Below are 18,160 nucleotides of genomic sequence, written 5' to 3' on the forward strand. Positions count from 1 at the left end.
TCGTGGAGGGGGCAAGTGAAGTTACTAGCACAATTCATATTGTTATTTTTTGTAATTTTTATTTCGAGTTGTTCAAATAATAAGCAAGAGCCAAAGATTGAACATGTACAATCAAAACTTTATACGGTAAAACAAACGGAAGTTACTAATTATGCAAGTTTTCCTGCTACGATAATTTCAAAAAAAGATATTAATATTTCTTCAAGCCCTCTTAATCAGTTTACATTTTATCTGGGGAGAGTTGATAAAATTCTTGTTAATATAGGAGAACATGTCAAAAAAGGGCAGTTACTTGTTGTAGTTGATCCCATACAAACCCAAAATACAATTGAACAAATGCGTCAGAATGTTAATCAAGCACAGGCAAATTTAGATTTTGTTAAAGCCAATTACGAACGATACGCAAATCTTTATAAAGAAAATGTGATATCTAAAGAAGAGTTTGAAAAAATGCAAATGCAATACAAAACTGCTAAAGCTCAATTGCTTTCTGCAAAAGCTGCTTACAATGGTGCAAGTAGCGTAATGAGCTATTTTAATATTAGGGCTCCTTTTGATGGCGTTGTAGCAAATAAATTTGTTGATGCAGGACAGGTAGTTTCTCCCATGCAGCCAATTATAAGTCTTATTGATCCAAATGATTTGGAGGTAAAGTTTTATGTCGATGAAAATTCTTTAAAGCATATTACCATTGGAGAAAAAATACCAATAGTAATTAACAAAAAAACTTTTAAAGCAACTATAAGCACTATTTCCCCAAAAGCTGACAATATTACACATACTTACCTTGTAAAAGCAAAAATTGAGCCAAATGAATATGTGCAGGCAGGTGAATATGCAATAGCACTAATTCCTGTTGGTAATAAAAAAGTTATTTTAGTGCCTAAATCGTGTATTTTAAAAAGAGCTGGCATCGAAGGTGTAATAGTTGTAAAAAACAATATTGCAAATTACCAGATGGTAGAAACTGGTCACCAAAGAGGCAACTTTGTAGAAATACTATCTGGTCTTGAACCAAATGATAAAATTGCAACCACAAACCTCTCTGCAATTAATAATGGTGATGTAATAGGTGACAGATAAGCTTAACATTGCTGGCAAACTGGCAAAAAGCTTTCTTGAGTCTAAAATAACATTATTAATAATGATAGCGGTAAGCATTTTTGGAATTTTAGCAATTTATCAAACACCGCGCATGTACAACCCAGAAATTGTCGTTCCCTCTGCAACAATAATTATTCAAAGACCTGGTTTTAATGCTCAGGAAATGAACAACCAGGTAGTAAAGCCACTTGAAGCAATTGTTGCTGCTATATCTGGAGTGGACCATACATACGGTTACGCTCAAGATAATATTGGAATGGTAACTGTACAATTCTATGTTGGACAAGATGAAGAAAAAAGCTTGCTGAAGCTTTATAATCAAATTATGCGCAATATGGATAGAATGCCACCTGGCACACTTCAACCACTTGTTAAATCTATCAGCATAAATGATGTTCCTATAGAGACAATTACGCTGAGTTCTAAAACACTTCCTCAAGAAAAACTTAGATCAGTTGCATTAAGACTTGTTGAACAGTTAAGAAGCGTACCAAATGTAGGCCTTACAAATATATACGGAGGTTTTCCAAAATCTATTGTTGTATGGATTAACCCTCAAAAACTGTCTTCTTATGGCATAAGCGTAAATCAATTAATCAACACAATTGGTGCAAGCAATGTAAATTTCAGTGCTGGTTCAATTTTAACAGATAATAAAAATATACCAATCAAGATCGAAAGCAAACTAACAAATACGGAAGATGTTGGAAATATTGTAATTGGAGCAAAAGATGGTAAACCTTTTTTTTTAAAGGATGTAGCAGACATTGTTGAAGGTCCTGCCCATACCTATACAAATTCGATATTTTATGATGGTCTTGCAGCTAAAAAAAATATAAATTTACCTCAATCAGCTGTTACAATAGCTTTAGCCAAAAGGGCAGGCAGTAACGCAGTGGTTGTTGCAAATCAAATAAAAGAAAAACTTAATAGATTTGAAAAAGAAGCACTACCAGAGAATATAAACGTTACTATAACAAAAAATGATGGTCAAAAAGCAAATAATGCCGTGAATACACTAATTGAGCATCTTGGAATATCAATCTTGGTAGTTGTTGTTATTTTGCTATTTTTTTTGGGATATAAAGAAGCTGGAATTGTAACAGTAACAATACCTTTAATAGTATTTGTGGTGCTCGGTATTGGTTGGCTTATAGGGCAAAGCATTAATAGAATTACATTATTTGCACTTATACTATCACTTGGTTTACTTGTTGATGCTGCAATTGTTGTTATAGAAAATATTCACAGACACATAAGCTGTTGTCCTGTAAAAGACTTCAAGGAATCTTTAATACTTGCTACAAATGAAATAGGAAATCCTACAAATATTGCTACAGTTGCAGTTATTCTAGCATTTGTACCAATGGCTTTTGTTGGTGGAATGATGGGTCCTTTTATGAGACCAATCCCTATAAATGTACCGATTGCTATGGTTACATCTTTGCTTATTTCATATATTGTTGTCCCGTGGGCTTCAAATATTTTTTTAAAAAAAGAAGTATACTCATCAAAAGCAAAAGAACATAAAAATTTTTTACATAAAGCTTATGTAAAAACAATCACACCTTTAATTACATCTAGAGTAAAAAGAAATATATTTTTAGGGATTGTTCTTGTGGCATTATTTATAAGCTTGCTTTTGCCTGCTTGGCAATTTGTAAGACCTCAAGGATTAAATGGACCTTTAAGCACTTTTGGTGTCGGTGTAAAAATGTTGCCTAACGACAATACAAACACTTTTTTAATAGAAGTAGATGCTAAAGATGGCTCTTCAATTGCATTTACACAAAAAATAACTCAAGCAGTATGCGATAAACTTGCAAAAAACCCATATATTACAAACTATCAAGTATTTTTAGGGGAAACTGCACCACCAGATTTTGCTGCATTAGTTAGAAACGATTCCTTTAGAAAGGCAAGTAATTTAGCTCAAATCAGGGTAAATTTGATATCTAAACAAAAACGCAACAAAACTTCTCACCAGATAGCTCAGGCAGTATACAAACAAATTGAACCTCTTGAAAAGCAATATGAGGGGACACGTATAAAGCTTTTTGAAGAACCACCTGGACCCCCAGTACAAGCTCAGGTACTTGCAGAACTTTATGGACCTGATTATAATGTAGCGCGCTTGAGTGCACATTATATAAAACAGGATTTTAAAAAAATTTACGGTATCTCTAACGTAGATGATTCTGTTGGCCAAAATGTAGTCGAGTATAAGATTATTCTTGATAAGAAAAAAATTGCATTGATGGGATTGAATGATTACGCTGTAGCAAGCCAAATAAATGCTTTGGTAAATGGTCTTGATGTAACGAGCTTACATTCAAATTCCGCTCAGGAACCGCACAATATTATTATCAAACTAAAAAAATCTGATAGATCAAGCCTTACTCAAATTATGGATTTGCAAATTACACTTCCAAATAGTCAAAGTGTACCATTATCAAGTATTGCACATGTGGAAAAAACCCTAGCAAACAAACCAATATTTAGTAAAGATCAGCATAATGTAGTTTATATTGAAGGTGATCTTTTAAGGTCAAGCCCAATTTATGCTGTATTAACACTCAACAATTGGCTCGATAACCATATACTGCCAAATGGCATAAAATTGACAACTGCCAATCTAGGGTTAAATCAATCTCAGCCTCACGATATCAGTCACTATCAAATCCTTTGGGGCGGAGAAATGCGTCTTACACTGGATGTATTTAGAGACTTAGGTGGGGCATTTATTGTTGCGCTTTTATTTATTTATCTAATTTTAGTTGCATACTACAAATCATTTATGATGCCTTTTATAATTATGATACCAATTCCTTTGACACTTATAGGTGTTTTCTGGGGCCACTGGCTTTTAAATCAGTATTTTAGTGCAACTTCAATGATAGGTGTCATTGCTTTAGCTGGAATAGTTGTGCGAAATTCGCTGCTTTTGATAGATTTTATGCTAGATTATATGTCAAAAGGTAATTCTCTTGAGGATTCTCTTATCGAAGCAGGAGCTGTTAGGTTTAGACCAATTCTATTAACTGCTCTGGCAATAGTTTTTGGTTCTGCAATAATGATTACAGACCCTGTGTTTGGAGGACTTGCTATATCTCTTGTTTTTGGTACGTTTATATCAACTGCATTAACACTTATTGTTATACCGCTAATTTATTACATCTGGCAAATAAGATTTGTTAAAAAATTTAATAAAGCTTGAATAGCTTGACTTATAAAATTAAGACTGTAAATTATAATTAAAATGATGGAGGTATTTATGAATTTAAAAGAGTTTTTTGAAAATGCTAAAGGTACTGGTATACTTGCAACTGCTGATTCTTCTGGAAATGTTGATATAGCACTTTATGCAAAACCATTTGTAATTGATGAAAAAACGATTGCTTTTATTATGTTAAATAAACTCAGTTACGCAAATATTCAATCAAACCCAAAAGCAGCGTATATGTTTTTACAGGAAAACTACCAGGGAAAAAGATTTTACCTAAAAAAAATAAAAGAAGAAAAAGATCAAAATAAAATTAACGAAATGTTGCGTCATAAATACGATGATCCAGAGGTTTTAGCACAAGAAAAAGCGCTTGTATATTTTGAAGTTGAAAAAGAGCTTCCCATTTTAGTAAAATAGGGGATATTTATGAATATATTAATTACAGGTGGCACTGGTCTTGTAGGGAGAAAATTATCTAAAATTTTAGATCAAAAAGGTCACAGTGTTGCTATACTTAGTAGAAAACAGGAAAATTCAAATTACAAAGTTTATACATGGAATATAGAGCAAAATCAGATTGATATCAAAGCTATAGAAGAATCTGATTGCATTGTGCATCTAGCTGGCGCCAATATTGGTGAAAAACCATGGAGCAAAAATCAAAAACAACTTATTTTAGATAGTAGAGTAAATTCTGCTAATCTTTTATTTAATACAGCAAAAAAAATAAACAAAAGTTTTAAATGTATAGTAAGTGCGTCTGCTGTAGGCTGTTATGGTGCTGTGACATCCAACCATATATTTAAAGAAACTGACCCTTTTGGAGATGATTTTTTAGGAAATGTTTGTAAAAACTGGGAATCGTCAATCGATCAATTTCAACTATTAAACACAAGGGTAGTTAAACTAAGAACCTCTATGGTTTTAGACAAAGACGGCGGAGCGCTAAGTAAAATAATAAAGCCCATAAAAATGGGTGTTGCAAGTGCACTTGGCAGTGGCAAACAATACGTAACATGGATTCATATTGATGATTTGGTAAACATTTATCTAAAAGCTATTGAAGATGAAAATTTAAGTGGTGCATACAATTGTTCAAGTATGGATCAAAAAACAAACAAAGAATTCATGCAAACAATTGCAAAAGTGCTTCATAAACCATTTTGGCCATTTAATGTCCCATCTTTTGTATTAAAAAGCTTATACGGAGAAATGGCCAACATACTTTTGGAAGGTAGCAGAGTTGATATAAGTAAAATTTTATCAACAGGTTTCAAATTCAAATATAACTATTTAGAAGAGGCTATAAAAGATCTTTATGTAAATGTTTGATATAAATATACTAAAAAATATAAAAATTGTAAAAAAAATAAAATCTGACGGTATCATAGCAGGTGTTTTGATACCTTTTTACAAAAAAGATAATTGGGAAATATATTTTATAAAACGCATTGATGATGGGTCGATTCACTCTGCTCAAGTTGCATTCCCTGGAGGTAAAAAAGAACCTCAAGACAAAAATGTCAAATTTACAGCAATAAGAGAAACTTGCGAAGAAATAGGTATAGACCATAAAAATATTGAAATTGTGAGTCAGATTGAACCAACAGTTACATTTAGTTCAAATTTTATTGTCTATCCATTTGTAGGTATTTTAAAAAATAATAATTTTTGCATAAATAAAAGCGAAGTGGATTATGTCTTTAGCGTACCTTTAGATTTTTTGATAAATAAATACCCATTAAAGCTTCAACAATTCGAATATAAAGGTAGAATTTTTACTACATATTTGATAGAATATAAATCCGAAATTATTTGGGGGGCTACAGCTAGAATATTGAACAATTTATTAAAGCATATCCTAAGGGGGGGGTTAAATTGAGCGATATTTTCGTAATAGGTCATAAAAATCCAGATACAGATAGTGTTTGCGCAGCTTTTGCTTATGCCTATTTAAAAAATCAAATAGACAATCAAAATAACTATATAAGTGCAAGGTGCGGTAACTTAAATAAACAAACATCGTTTGTGTTTAAAAACCTTAATTTAAATCCCCCCGTTTTAATAAAAGATATATACCCTAAAGTAAAAGATGTAATGACAAAAAATGTTTTTAGCGTAAACGAAAATGCACCGCTTTTTGAAGTAATGGATAATATAAAAAATAAAAATATACGTGTGTTGCCTGTTGTGGATGAACAAAACAATTTTAAAGGTATAGTTAGTGTTTTTGAAATTTCAAATTTCTTTATGAACACAATAAACCAAAGGCTCACATACACACTAAACATTGAAAATTTTGAAAAAGTTTTGCCTGGCTATTTGTATAAAACAGGGAAAAAAGGTCCGGTTGAAGCTCAAATTGTTGTTGGTGCAATGCCTTTTGAAAATTTTAAAGAATTTGTTGATAAATTAGATATTTCCAAAGTGGTACTTATTGTTGGCAAAAGACTAAAAATACTAAAATACGCTATAGAAAACAAAGCTCATACAATCGTAATAACTGGTATTAAAACAAAAAGTGAGTTAGAAGCAATTGATTTTTCTAATTTTAAAGGTAATGTATATGTAAGTTCTCTAGACACTTCTCAAACACTACATAAAATTATACTGTCTGTTCCGGTAAACAGTTTTGCAAGCAAAAATGCCCAATATGTAAACTCTACTGAGTATATTGAAAAAGCAAAAGAATTATTACTTGAAGACACAAACCGTGCATTAAGCGTAGTAGATAATAATAAATTGACTGGCATAATTACAAGGTCTGATGTGATAAAAAAATTCTCAAACAAAGTCATTTTAGTTGATCACAACGAACAAAATCAGGCAGTAGACGGAATTGAGACTGCAACGATATTAGAAATTATTGATCACCACAGATTATCCCCCATAAAAACCACCTATCCAATATTTTTCTATGCAAAACCTGTTGGCTCAACCTGCACACTTGTAAGCGAGCTTTATAAGTTTTACAATATTGATATACCAAGACAAATAGCAATTGTGCTGCTTTCTGGTATTTTATCAGATACGGTTGGGGGAAAATCACCAACAACCACTGATATTGATTTAAGAGTTATTGACGAGCTTTCAGTGATTGCTCAAGTTGACACAATAGATTATACAAAAGCACTATTTGCCCAATCAGACGATATAACTACAAGAAACCCAAAAGATATTTTAGATAGTGATTTTAAACCATATGAAGAGTTTGGTTTGAAATTTGGCATATCTCAAGTTGAAACAACAAATTTAAATGCATTGGATCAAATTAAAGAAAAATTGATTAGTCAGATACAATTGCAAAAACAAGAAAAAAATCTTGATTGGACAATGCTGCTTGTTAGCGATATAATATCTGCAAATAGCATACTTATTACTTCGAATCACCCGATAGAAAAAAAACTGCCTTTCAAAAAAATAGAAGAAGGCGTTTATTACCTGCCAGGTGTTTTATCCAGAAAAAAGCAATTACTCCCAGAAATTCTCAATTTGCTTGAATCCGAGGTTAAAAATGTTTGAAGGCAAAAAAATACTAATTGGCGTTAGTGCGTCAGTTGCTATTTACAAAGCTTGCGAACTTATTAGGTCTTTAAGAAAAGAAAACTTTGAAGTAAAGGTCGCCATGACAAAAGAAGCTCAAGGATTTATATCAAGCATCCTCTTTGAGTCTTTAAGCTCAAATAAAGTTTACACTGATGTTATGCAAGAAAACAGCTTTCTTGGCATTTCTCATATAGAACTTGCAAATTGGGCAGATGCAATCGCCATTGTACCAGCAACAGCAAATATTATAGCAAAAATTGCCTACGGAATTGCAGATTGCCCGGTAAGTCTGGCTACACTTGCAAGCGATAAACCAAAAATTATTGCACCAGCTATGAACACAAAAATGTATGAAAATACCGCAACGCAAGAAAATATTGCTTTGCTAAAAAAACGTGGCTTTATTTTTGTTGAACCTACGGTAGGAGAGCTTGCTTGCAATAGTGTTGGTAGAGGTCATATAGCATCAGTAGAAGAAATAAAAGATTGTATTGAATCAGTATTTTTTGAAAAATCGCTTAAGGGAAAAACAATTATTACAACTGCTTCAGCTACAAGAGAAGAAATTGATCCTGTTCGCTTTATTAGTAATTATTCAAGTGGTAAAATGGGTTTTGCATTGGCTCAAATGGCTTTTAATATGGGTGCAGAATCCATATTAATAAGCGGCCCTTCTAATTTAGAAACACCTTTCGGTGTTAACCGCATAAATGTAAAAACTGCCTTAGAAATGCTAAATGCACTTGATACTCAAATACAAAAAAGCAAACAAGACACATATGTAATTATGGCTGCCGCTGTTTCCGATTTTAAACCAAAGCAGACAAGCAATTACAAAATTAAAAGACAAAATAAGGACACGTTTATATTAGAACTTGTCCAAAATCCTGATATATCAAAAACCCTAAAAGAAAAGTATCCTCATATCAAGTTAATTGGTTTTGCAGCAGAAACAAATGATTTAATAGAAAATGCAAAAGCAAAAATAGACAAAAAAGGGTTAGAATTTATTGTTTTAAATGATGTTTCCAGAAAAGATATAGGTTTTGGGAGTTTAAATAACGAAGTAACAATAATATTTAAGGATGGCAAAATAGAACATTTACCTTTTATGACTAAAAAAGAAATTGCATATAATATTTTAAAACTATTGTAGGAGCAAATTATGAACTATCTTGAAATTAACACAAAAGACGATATTGAAAAACTTAAATCATACTTAAAACAAAATAATTATGAAGAACAAGAAAACACAGTTAGACAAATTATAAAAGATATTAAAGAAAAAAAAGATGAAGCTTTATTTGAATATTGCCAGAAATTCGATAATTTCAATGCAAATCATAATAATATAAAGGTCAGTGATTATGAATTTGAACAAGCTATTAATAATATAACACAAAAACAAAAAGATATAATTTTATATGCAAAAGAAAAAATAGAAAACTTTCATAGAGCTTTTTTACCAAAAACCTGTATTATAGAGCAAAACGGTATAATTTTGGGTACAAGAATAACAAGCGTAAAAAAAGCGGGACTATATATACCAGGTGGAAAAGCTTTTTATCCCTCAACTGCGCTTATGACAATAATACCTGCATATGTGGCTGGCGTAGAAGAAATAAATATTTGCACTCCTGCTCAAGATGGTTATATAAATGAGTTATTGCTTTATATTGCAAAATTATATGATATTAAAAATGTCTTTAAAGTTGGTGGTGCTCAGGCTATAGCTGCATTAGCATATGGTACGCAAAGTATACCAAAAGTGGATGTTATAGCTGGTCCTGGAAATATTTATGTTGCTCTTGCAAAAAAATTGGTTTATGGAGAAGTAGGCATAGACTCGATTGCGGGACCATCTGAGGTAATGATTGTAGCAGATAATTGCGAAAAATTATACGCTGCATATGATTTATTATCTCAAGCAGAACACGATATAAACGCAAAAGTGTATTATTTAAGTTTTAATGATGAATGTATAAAAAAAATTAGTGAAAAATTTTTTGAGCTTTCAAAATTAACAAATAGAAGCAATATAACTTCAAAATCTGCTTTAAATGCCCTATTTATTAAATCTACCAGGGATCTTGCAGGTTGCATAATTGATGAAATTGCACCAGAGCACTTAGAACTTCAAGTAAAAGATCCATATATTTTTATGAATTCATTTAAAAATGCTGGTGCAATATTTATTGGAGATTACTCATGTGAAACGCTAGGAGATTATGTTGCAGGTCCAAACCATACATTGCCTACATCTCAAACAGCAAAGTTCTCAAGCGTTTTATCTGCTGAAACCTTTTTGAAAAAAAGCAGCATAGTACATTACAGCTATGAGTCAATGAAAAAAGACGCACCATTTGCCATAGAATTTGCTGAATACGAAGGTTTATTTGCGCATGCTCAGGCACTTAAGGTAAGGCTATGATTGAAATAGTAAAACCAACAATATCTGATTGCGCTCAAATGAAAAATCTAATTGATAAATTTGTTAAAACTCATGTAGTCTTGCCAAGACCCATTGAAGATATAGCTGAACGCATAAGGGAATTTTTTATTGCAAAAGATGGTTCAAAAGTAATAGCAACAAGCAGTCTGCGTATTTTTTATCCTAATTTAGCAGAAATTCGCACTATTACAATAGATGAAAATTATCAAAAACAAGGGCTTGGTAGAAAATTAGTAGAAAAAGAACTAGAAGAAGCTAAAGCATTAGGTATAGAAAAAGTATTTGCACTTACAACTCAAATTGAATTTTTTAAAAAAATGGGTTTTGCGCTTATTAACAAAAAAGACCTCCCTTTAAAGAAAATATGGGAAGACTGTATAAAGTGCCCTTTATTTCCAGATTGCAATGAAGAGGCTTTAATCATTAAGTTATAATTTTAGCTCTTTAATTTTGTCTATAACCGCTTGAGCATGATTTGAAACTTTTACATTACGCCATACGTAAACTATATTAAGATTTTTGTCAATCAAAAAAGTAGTTCGTCTCGCAGAGCCTCTTTTGCTTTCTGGTTTTATTACATTAAATAGTTCAACTAATATTTTATCAGAATCAGTAATGAGTGGAAATTTTAAATCGTACTTAGATGCAAATTTTTTATGAGAATCAATAGTATCTATACTGACCCCAATAACAACTGTATCTAAAGCCTCAAACTCACTTAAGTGAGCATTAAAATCCATAGCTTCTTTTGTGCAACCTGTTGTGTTGTCTTTTGGATAAAAATACAAAACAATATTTTTTTTACCTTTATAGTCATCTAAATTAATAACACCAGCCGTACTCAAAGCACTTATATTTTCTATTTTATTATTTATATCCATAAATACCTCAAAAAAAGGAGAGCTTTAAAAAACTCTCCTTTTAAAATTAACTTTTCTGAATAGTTACAAATAGTGTAGATTCACCACGTTTTAACAGCATACTTATAACATTTTCGTTAGGTTTTTGTTTTAGTATGTTTTTAAACTGCTCAACTGAATACACATTTTCATTATCAAGTTTAATTACCACATCACCAGGTTTGATTCCAGCAAGTGCAGCAAATGAATTTGGATCAACAGATGTTATTACAACACCTTTTTGTTGTTTTAAGTTATACATTTTTTCTAAATTGGGGTTAATGGCTGCAATGCTAAAACCATATGGTGTATTATATGCGCTGCTTTGTACGCTAGGCTGGGTTTCTAATTGTTCTTGATTTTCTTTTTGTGGACGCTGACCCAGAATAACTGTTTTAGTTATTTCCTTTCCGTTTCTAATGATACCTAGCTCTACCTTGGTCCCAGGTTTTGTAAAAGCTATATCATATGGTAAGTCTGGCGCATAAATGCTTTTACCATTCATTGAAACTATAACATCACCTGGCTCAATTCCAGCTTTTGCAGCAGGTGAATTCTTAAATACTTCATTTACTATAGCTCCATTTAAGCTTTTAAGTTTCAGTAAATCTGCTACTTCTGGAGTTAATAGTTGTATACCAACACCAAGCCAGCCTCTTTTTGGTACTTCACCTTTCATTAAATATGGCAGTTCATACTTTATTGTATCGGATGGTATAGCAAAACCAATACCCTGACCCGAAGCAATAATAGCTGTATTCATACCTATTACTTTACCATCCATATTTACAAGTGGACCACCAGAGTTACCAGGGTTTATTGCAGCATCTGTCTGTATAAAATGATCGAAGGGGCCTTCACCGATGACCCTGCCTTTTGCACTAATTATACCTGATGTCACAGTACCACTTAAACCGAATGGGTTTCCAACAGCCAAAACCCATTGACCGATTTCCATTTTATTTGAATTTCCAAGTTCAAGCGTTGGTAATGGCCTTCTTGGGTTAATCTTTAAAAGGGCTATATCAACTTCAGGATCATAACCTACAATTTTAGCCTTATATATCTCATTGGTGTTTAATGTTACATTGATATCAGTAGCATTTTTTACTACATGATAGTTTGTTAAAATATACCCATTACTTGAAATGATAAAACCAGAACCTAAAAAGTGAGCTTTGTAATTTCGCTGAAATCCTTGAAAAAAATGTTTAAAAAAGTCATTAAATGGGCTATTAGAAAACATTTCTCCAAAAGGATTTACGCTCCCTTTAACCACCTGCGTTGTGCTGATGTTTACAACAGCAGGTAGAACTTTTTCAGCAATAGGTGTAAAATTTGGCAGGCTAATTGTTTGAGCATACGCATTAACGCTTAAAAAAACGGCTAACACAATTAACAATGACAGTTTTTTAAAAAATCTCATTTCTAAAACCTCCCTTTATAAATTATATCTTAAGCAAACTATTATTTTTTATCCACTCTTTAGCAAAATATGTGATTATAATGTCGCAACCAGCTCTTTTAATGGATGTTAATACTTCATCAACAATTTTTTGCTCATCAACCCAGCCCATCTGGGCAGCTGCTTTTATTAAAGAATATTCACCGCTTACACTGTATCCAGCAAGAGGCATATAAAAAAAACGATCTTTAACCATTCTTATAATATCCAGATAACTCAAAGCAGGCTTAACCATTATAATATCTGCACCTTCTTCTATATCAAGTTCAATTTCTTTAATGGCTTCATAAGCATTTGCATAATCCATCTGATAAGACTTTCTATCTCCAAAAGCAGGAGCTGATTGAGCTGCTTCTCTAAATGGACCATAAAAGCTTGAAGCGTACTTTGCAGAATATGCCATAATAATTGTATCTTTAAAGTTGTTTTCATCAAGAGCTTCTCTAATTGCTCCTACCATTCCATCTATCATACCAGATGGCGCTATTATATCTGCGCCTGCCTTAGCATATACATAGGCTTCTTTTTTTAAAAGCTCAAGCGTTTCATCGTTTAGCAAATAACCATTTTTATCAATCACACCGCAATGACCATGGCTTGTGTATTCGCAAAAACACGCATCAGCAGCAACTATAAGGTCTGGTACAAAATCTTTTATTTCTTTAATTGCCTTTACAATAATGCCATTTTCATCGTATGCACAGCTTCCAAACTCATCTTTTTTTTGTGGTATGCCAAACAAAATAACCGATTTTATACCAATATCAAATGCCTCTTTAGCTTCTTTTTTAGCTTCTTCTAAAGGTAACTGAAAAATACCAGGCATAGATTGTATGGGTCTTTTATGATCTTCGTATGTAACGAAAATTGGATACATAAAATCATCTGCGCTTAAGCTTGTTTGTCTGACCAAATCCCTTATATATTGATTTTTTCTTAGTCTTCTGGGTCGCATTTTTGGGAAATTCATAAAACCTCCAGTTCAGTTTTAAATTTATATCTAAAAGCATAATTTGTCAAATCTTGAAGCGCAACAAAATTATCATTGCCATCAAAGAAGTAATCATTTAAAGCAAAACCTTTTAAATTTATACCTTTTGTTTTGCAATAGTACAAATTCAGCAGTGTATCATTAATACACCCCAATTTATTTGGTACAACTATAATTGTTTCTAAGTTAAGCAAGCTAACCAGATCTGCAAATGTATGAGATTTATCAAGTGGCACAAGCAACCCTCCAGATCCTTCAATTATAACCACATCTGCCTTACTTTTGTTTATCTTATCTATTACAAAATCCATAGGAAAATTTTCATACAAAAAATACGGTGCCACAGGCTCTTTACCAAATAGCAAGGTCTGTGTTTTAACTTTACTGGCTTCATATACGGATTTTGCATCGTCATCATCCGGGTAGCCTGTTTGAATAATTTTTATATAAATTACACTTTTTTTCATGTTTTTGTAATATTTAGAAAGCAAAGCGCAAAAATGCGTCTTTCCTACATTTGTATTTGTACCGCTAACAAAAATTTTCATCTATAACCTCTTTTGTTGCAAAATAGGCACTTTCAACTAATTGCTCTATTTGAGAATTGTCTATAACATAAGGGGGCAAAAAGTAAATTAAATCACCTAAATTTCTAAGCAATACACCTTTTTCAAGTGCTTTTCTATAAATCTTAAAACCAAATCTAATTGATGAATCAATTGGCATTTTTGTGTACTTATCTTTTACAAACTCAATAGCGCTAATAAATCCAGTATGCCTGATTTCACCGACAAAATCAAAATCTTTAAAGTAATTTTCGATTAATTGTCTCATTAGGGTGTATTTCTTTTTATTATTTTCAAGGACATTTTCATCTTCAAATATATTTAGCGTTTCGCAGGCGCAAGCACATGCAAGTGCATTGCCATCATAACTGTGTGAGTGTAAAAAATTCTTTCCTTTACTATAATCATCATAAAAAGCATTATATATTTCATCTGTAGTAAGTACAACAGATAATGGCAAATAACCGCTAGTAATGCCTTTTGATAAACATAAAAAATCAGGTTCAATTTGCGCTTGCTCAAGTGCAAACATGGTACCAGTCCTTCCAAAACCTGTTGCAATCTCATCAAGTATCAAATGTATATTGAGTTTTTTTGTTAACTCTCTTAACTTTGATAAGTATTTTGAAGGATACATCTTAAAACCGCCTGCAAATTGAACAAGTGGTTCAACAATAACTCCAGCTACACAATCTGCTTTGCTTGAAAGTGTTTTTTCCATAAAACTAAAGCACTCTACATCGCAATTGTTTCTTGTCTTGCCAAATGGGCATCTGTAACAGTTTGGAAACTCAACCATTATATTTTTTATCAAAATATCTTCGTAGGCATTCTTGTATAGAGGCTCACCCATTACAGAAAGCGCACCAAGTGTTTCACCATGATAGCCATTTTCCAAATAAACAAACTTATTTTTGCCTTTAATTCCAATATTTTTAAAATAATGATGGCTTAATTTTAAACTAATTTCTACAGCTGATGAACCAATTTCTGCAAAAAAAATCTTTTTAAGGTTTTTAGGGACAATTTTTAATAATCTTTGGCTAAGCTCAAGTGCCCTATCATGCGTAAATCCTGCGAATATTACCTGTTCTAAAACTTCAAGCTGTTTTTTTATAGCATTATTTAGACGCTTATTTGAGTGTCCAAATAAATTTACCCACCAAGAAGATATCCCATCAATATAAGAATTACCTTTCTCATCGTATAGATAAACGCCTTTAGCTTTTTTGATATGAATAATTGGGTATACTTCATGATCTTTCATCTGCGAGCATGGATGCCATATAGGATAATCCATGAATTAATCCTCCTTAAAAACTTGACATTGCTAATATATTAGTGTAAAAGAATTAATTGTCAATATGTTAATTTATTAAACTTAACAATTTAAAAAATGAGTGTTTTGGATTTAGTCAAGCAAAACTTAAACCACATAAAATTCAACGACCAATATCGCACAATACCTAAAATAAGCAATCATGCAAATAAATACATTGAATTAAATGGTCTAAAAGTTTTAAATCTCTCATCAAACAACTATTTAGGTCTTGCAGAAAATGATTTTTTAAAACAATACTCAATTGAAGCTATAAAAAATTATGGGTGTTCATCTGGTGCATCAAGAATTGTAAGCGGAAACTATGAAATATATGCAAAACTGGAAGAAGCAGTTGCCAATTTTAAACATACACAAAAAGCTTTAGTTTTAAACAGTGGATATGTAGCAAATATTTCACTTCTTCAAGCATTGGCAAAAAATGCAACTATTTTTTGTGACAAACTTAATCATGCAAGCATTATAGATGGAATGTTGCTGTCTGGTGCAAAATTTTACAGATACGCTCACCTTGATATGCAAATGTTAGAAAACCTCCTAAAAAAAGATACATCAAATAAAATAATAATAACTGATACTATTTTTAGCATGGATGGCGATGCTGCTCCCTTAAAAGAAATAGTAAGACTCTCAAAGCAGTACGAAGCACTCACAATTGTAGATGAAGCGCATGCAACGGGCATTTTCGGAGAGGGTAGGGGATATGCCTACAAAGAAGGCCTGTCAGGCGAAATTGACATCCATATGGGTACATTTTCCAAAGCACTGGGTAGTTTTGGTGCATATGTAGCATCAAGCGAAGATATAATAGATTACTTAATAAACACTGCAAGAGGTTTTATATTTTCAACTTCACTGCCACCAGCTGTTATTGGAGCAAATCTCGCAAGTATAAATTACATTTTAAAAAACCCTCATCTTGGTGAAAAATTAATTTTGATGTCTGATAATGTAAGACATTTTTTGAAAAATCTCGGATTTGATGTAGGAAATTCAATATCTCAAATAATACCAGTAATTTTAAAAACAAATAAAGCTGTTTTGGTTGCTCAAAAAATTCTTTTAGAAAAAGGCGTATTTGTAGGTGCAATAAGACCGCCAACCGTACCTAAAAATACCTCAAGACTCAGAATATCACTAAGAGCAGATTTGGATGATAATGACTTAGAACTAATAAAAGATGCATTTTTTTATCTTGGAAATACTTTATGACATTTATTTCTGGATGGGCAGGATTTAGGGAAATTTTTGATAAAATACCTCAAAAATCACAGTTTTTTATTCCATTTGTTGATTTTAGACCTGATCAAATATCTGATATTTTAAGTTTAGAAGATAATTTGCTAATCGGCTGGTCACTTGGTGCCCATCTGATACTTAAATATTCATTTTATGTAAAGGCAAAAAAAGTTTTGCTTCTTGCACCTTTTTTGTATTTTTGTGATTTTGTTAACAAAAGAATATTGGATAGAATGATTTTGGCTTTTGAAAGGGATAAATCAAAAGTTGTAAGCGAGTTTTTAAAAAATATCGGTGCTGTTAATTATACTAAAGTCATACCAGATAGTTTCATACCAGATAGTTTAAAAGAAGGCCTGGAATTCTTAAAAACATCAAGAGTAGAAAAGTTTGAGAAAAAAGAAAATTACTTTTGCGTATGCGCAAAGCATGATTTTTTGAAGCTTTCTGGTGCTTGTTTTGATATTTGCAAAAACCCAATAATTATAGATTCAAACCATTTTTTTAGTGAGGTTTTAATTGAGCATATTATCAAAAAACTATATTAAGCGATCATTTGATAAGGCTTCAAAATCATACTCAGGCTTTAGTGAGCTTCAAAATGAGATAGCAAAAAGTCTCACTTTTATGATAGAAAGTGATTTTTTTGGTAATATACTTGAAATTGGCGTAGGCGATGGGAAACTTGCAAATTTAATAAAATTTTCTTATAATAACTATATCGGTATAGATTTATCTTTAAATATGGCTCATCTATTTAAAAAAAATCATCCAAAAAAATACAGCATTGTAGCTGATGGTGAAAATCTGCCATTTGCTTCAAATACATTTGATTTAATCATAAGCTCTTCTGTTTTTCAGTGGTTTTCAAATCCAGAAAATTCGATACCAAAACTTCTAGATTTACTGAAAGATAAAAAAAATATGTTCTTTAGCGTTTTTTCAAAAGGCACATTTTGGCAAATGCACGAAATTTCAAAAATTACAGGATTTGGCAGCGTCCTTGATTTAAAAGATAAGCTTTTTTACGAAAACTTAGGTTTTGATTGCAAAATGGTGCAATACACAGTTTACTACAAAAGCGTCAAAGATTTCTTGCACTCGCACAAAAAAAGTGGAGCTAGATATACCAACCAGACTACTTTTTGTGCAAAATCTAAATTTTTTGAGTTTTGTTCTATGTATGAAAAACTATTTGGTACACAAAAGGGCATAGAAGTAACATATGTGGTAAATTTTTGCAAAAAAGCTTAAATTTGCTATCTTTGCTGACTTTTTAGCATATTTAGCATAATGTTAAGTAGCTTTCATTTGGTAATTTTGCAACTGGCTT

At 31.8% G+C, this 18,160-nt stretch carries 17 protein-coding genes; 12 read left to right on the forward strand and 5 right to left on the reverse strand.

The window, feature by feature from the left end; genetic code table 11:
* Positions 1–15 precede the first annotated feature (15 nt).
* From BLQ93_RS04810 to BLQ93_RS04850, 9 genes are read left to right on the forward strand one after another with little or no spacing between them, the layout of a single operon-like run.
* Positions 16–1,083, forward strand: coding sequence for an efflux RND transporter periplasmic adaptor subunit (locus BLQ93_RS04810; protein ID WP_159427495.1), 1,068 nt, complete (start codon positions 16–18; stop codon positions 1,081–1,083).
* Entirely contained in the window at positions 1,073–4,321 is a 3,249-nt protein-coding gene (locus BLQ93_RS04815) for an efflux RND transporter permease subunit (RefSeq protein ID WP_216818741.1), read from the forward strand. Before BLQ93_RS04810 ends, BLQ93_RS04815 begins: the two co-directional genes overlap by 11 nt.
* Before the next feature lie 57 nt (positions 4,322–4,378).
* Positions 4,379–4,747 (forward strand): pyridoxamine 5'-phosphate oxidase family protein, encoded by a 369-nt coding sequence (locus tag BLQ93_RS04820; protein ID WP_025391781.1) that lies wholly within the window; start codon positions 4,379–4,381, stop codon positions 4,745–4,747.
* A 9-nt stretch (positions 4,748–4,756) separates the two neighbouring features.
* Positions 4,757–5,662, forward strand: coding sequence for a TIGR01777 family oxidoreductase (locus BLQ93_RS04825; protein ID WP_025391780.1), 906 nt, complete (start codon positions 4,757–4,759; stop codon positions 5,660–5,662).
* Positions 5,655–6,212, forward strand: coding sequence for an NUDIX hydrolase (locus BLQ93_RS04830; protein ID WP_092128579.1), 558 nt, complete (start codon positions 5,655–5,657; stop codon positions 6,210–6,212). Before BLQ93_RS04825 ends, BLQ93_RS04830 begins: the two co-directional genes overlap by 8 nt.
* A complete protein-coding gene (locus BLQ93_RS04835) occupies positions 6,209–7,852 on the forward strand; it encodes a putative manganese-dependent inorganic diphosphatase (protein WP_025391778.1) in 1,644 nt (547 codons plus the stop codon). Before BLQ93_RS04830 ends, BLQ93_RS04835 begins: the two co-directional genes overlap by 4 nt.
* Positions 7,845–9,032 carry a bifunctional phosphopantothenoylcysteine decarboxylase/phosphopantothenate--cysteine ligase CoaBC gene (gene coaBC / locus BLQ93_RS04840; protein ID WP_092128581.1) on the forward strand — a complete coding sequence of 396 codons (1,188 nt, stop codon included), beginning with the start codon at positions 7,845–7,847 and terminating at the stop codon, positions 9,030–9,032. Before BLQ93_RS04835 ends, coaBC begins: the two co-directional genes overlap by 8 nt.
* A 9-nt stretch (positions 9,033–9,041) precedes the next feature.
* Positions 9,042–10,307, forward strand: coding sequence for a histidinol dehydrogenase (gene hisD / locus BLQ93_RS04845; RefSeq protein WP_092128582.1), 1,266 nt, complete (start codon positions 9,042–9,044; stop codon positions 10,305–10,307).
* On the forward strand, positions 10,304–10,762 hold the full coding sequence (locus tag BLQ93_RS04850; protein ID WP_092128584.1) for an N-acetyltransferase: 459 nt from the start codon (positions 10,304–10,306) through the stop codon (positions 10,760–10,762). Before hisD ends, BLQ93_RS04850 begins: the two co-directional genes overlap by 4 nt.
* On the opposite strand, the gene BLQ93_RS04855 is transcribed toward BLQ93_RS04850, so the two are convergent.
* From BLQ93_RS04855 to bioA, 5 genes are read right to left on the reverse strand one after another with little or no spacing between them, the layout of a single operon-like run.
* Positions 10,757–11,209 carry a peroxiredoxin gene (locus BLQ93_RS04855; protein WP_092128585.1) on the reverse strand — a complete coding sequence of 151 codons (453 nt, stop codon included), beginning with the start codon at positions 11,207–11,209 and terminating at the stop codon, positions 10,757–10,759. The two genes, BLQ93_RS04850 and BLQ93_RS04855, sit on opposite strands and share 6 nt — an antisense overlap.
* Positions 11,210–11,255: 46 nt before the next feature.
* A complete protein-coding gene (locus BLQ93_RS04860; RefSeq protein WP_092128587.1) occupies positions 11,256–12,653 on the reverse strand; it encodes a DegQ family serine endoprotease in 1,398 nt (465 codons plus the stop codon).
* A 22-nt stretch (positions 12,654–12,675) separates the two neighbouring features.
* On the reverse strand, positions 12,676–13,662 hold the full coding sequence (hemB, locus tag BLQ93_RS04865) for a porphobilinogen synthase (RefSeq protein ID WP_092128589.1): 987 nt from the start codon (positions 13,660–13,662) through the stop codon (positions 12,676–12,678).
* A complete protein-coding gene (bioD, locus tag BLQ93_RS04870) occupies positions 13,659–14,231 on the reverse strand; it encodes a dethiobiotin synthase (RefSeq protein ID WP_025391771.1) in 573 nt (190 codons plus the stop codon). Before bioD ends, hemB begins: the two co-directional genes overlap by 4 nt.
* Positions 14,215–15,549 carry an adenosylmethionine--8-amino-7-oxononanoate transaminase gene (gene bioA, locus BLQ93_RS04875; protein WP_092128591.1) on the reverse strand — a complete coding sequence of 445 codons (1,335 nt, stop codon included), beginning with the start codon at positions 15,547–15,549 and terminating at the stop codon, positions 14,215–14,217. Before bioA ends, bioD begins: the two co-directional genes overlap by 17 nt.
* 96 nt (positions 15,550–15,645) lie before the next feature.
* Between bioA and BLQ93_RS04880 the strand changes: the two genes are divergently transcribed.
* The 3 genes from BLQ93_RS04880 to BLQ93_RS04890 are packed head-to-tail and all read left to right on the forward strand — an operon-like array spanning position 15,646 to position 18,081.
* Positions 15,646–16,800, forward strand: coding sequence for an aminotransferase class I/II-fold pyridoxal phosphate-dependent enzyme (locus BLQ93_RS04880; RefSeq protein ID WP_092128593.1), 1,155 nt, complete (start codon positions 15,646–15,648; stop codon positions 16,798–16,800).
* The gene (locus tag BLQ93_RS04885) at positions 16,797–17,375 is read left to right on the forward strand and encodes a hypothetical protein (protein WP_092128595.1); all 579 of its coding nucleotides are present in this window, start codon (positions 16,797–16,799) and stop codon (positions 17,373–17,375) included. Before BLQ93_RS04880 ends, BLQ93_RS04885 begins: the two co-directional genes overlap by 4 nt.
* Positions 17,347–18,081, forward strand: a complete 735-nt coding sequence (locus BLQ93_RS04890; protein ID WP_092128597.1) for a methyltransferase domain-containing protein — start codon at positions 17,347–17,349, stop codon at positions 18,079–18,081. The genes BLQ93_RS04885 and BLQ93_RS04890 overlap by 29 nt, the downstream gene beginning before the upstream one ends.
* Positions 18,082–18,160: the final 79 nt, after the last annotated feature.

This window comes from Desulfurella multipotens, assembly GCF_900101285.1.
GTDB lineage: Bacteria > Campylobacterota_A > Desulfurellia > Desulfurellales > Desulfurellaceae > Desulfurella > Desulfurella acetivorans.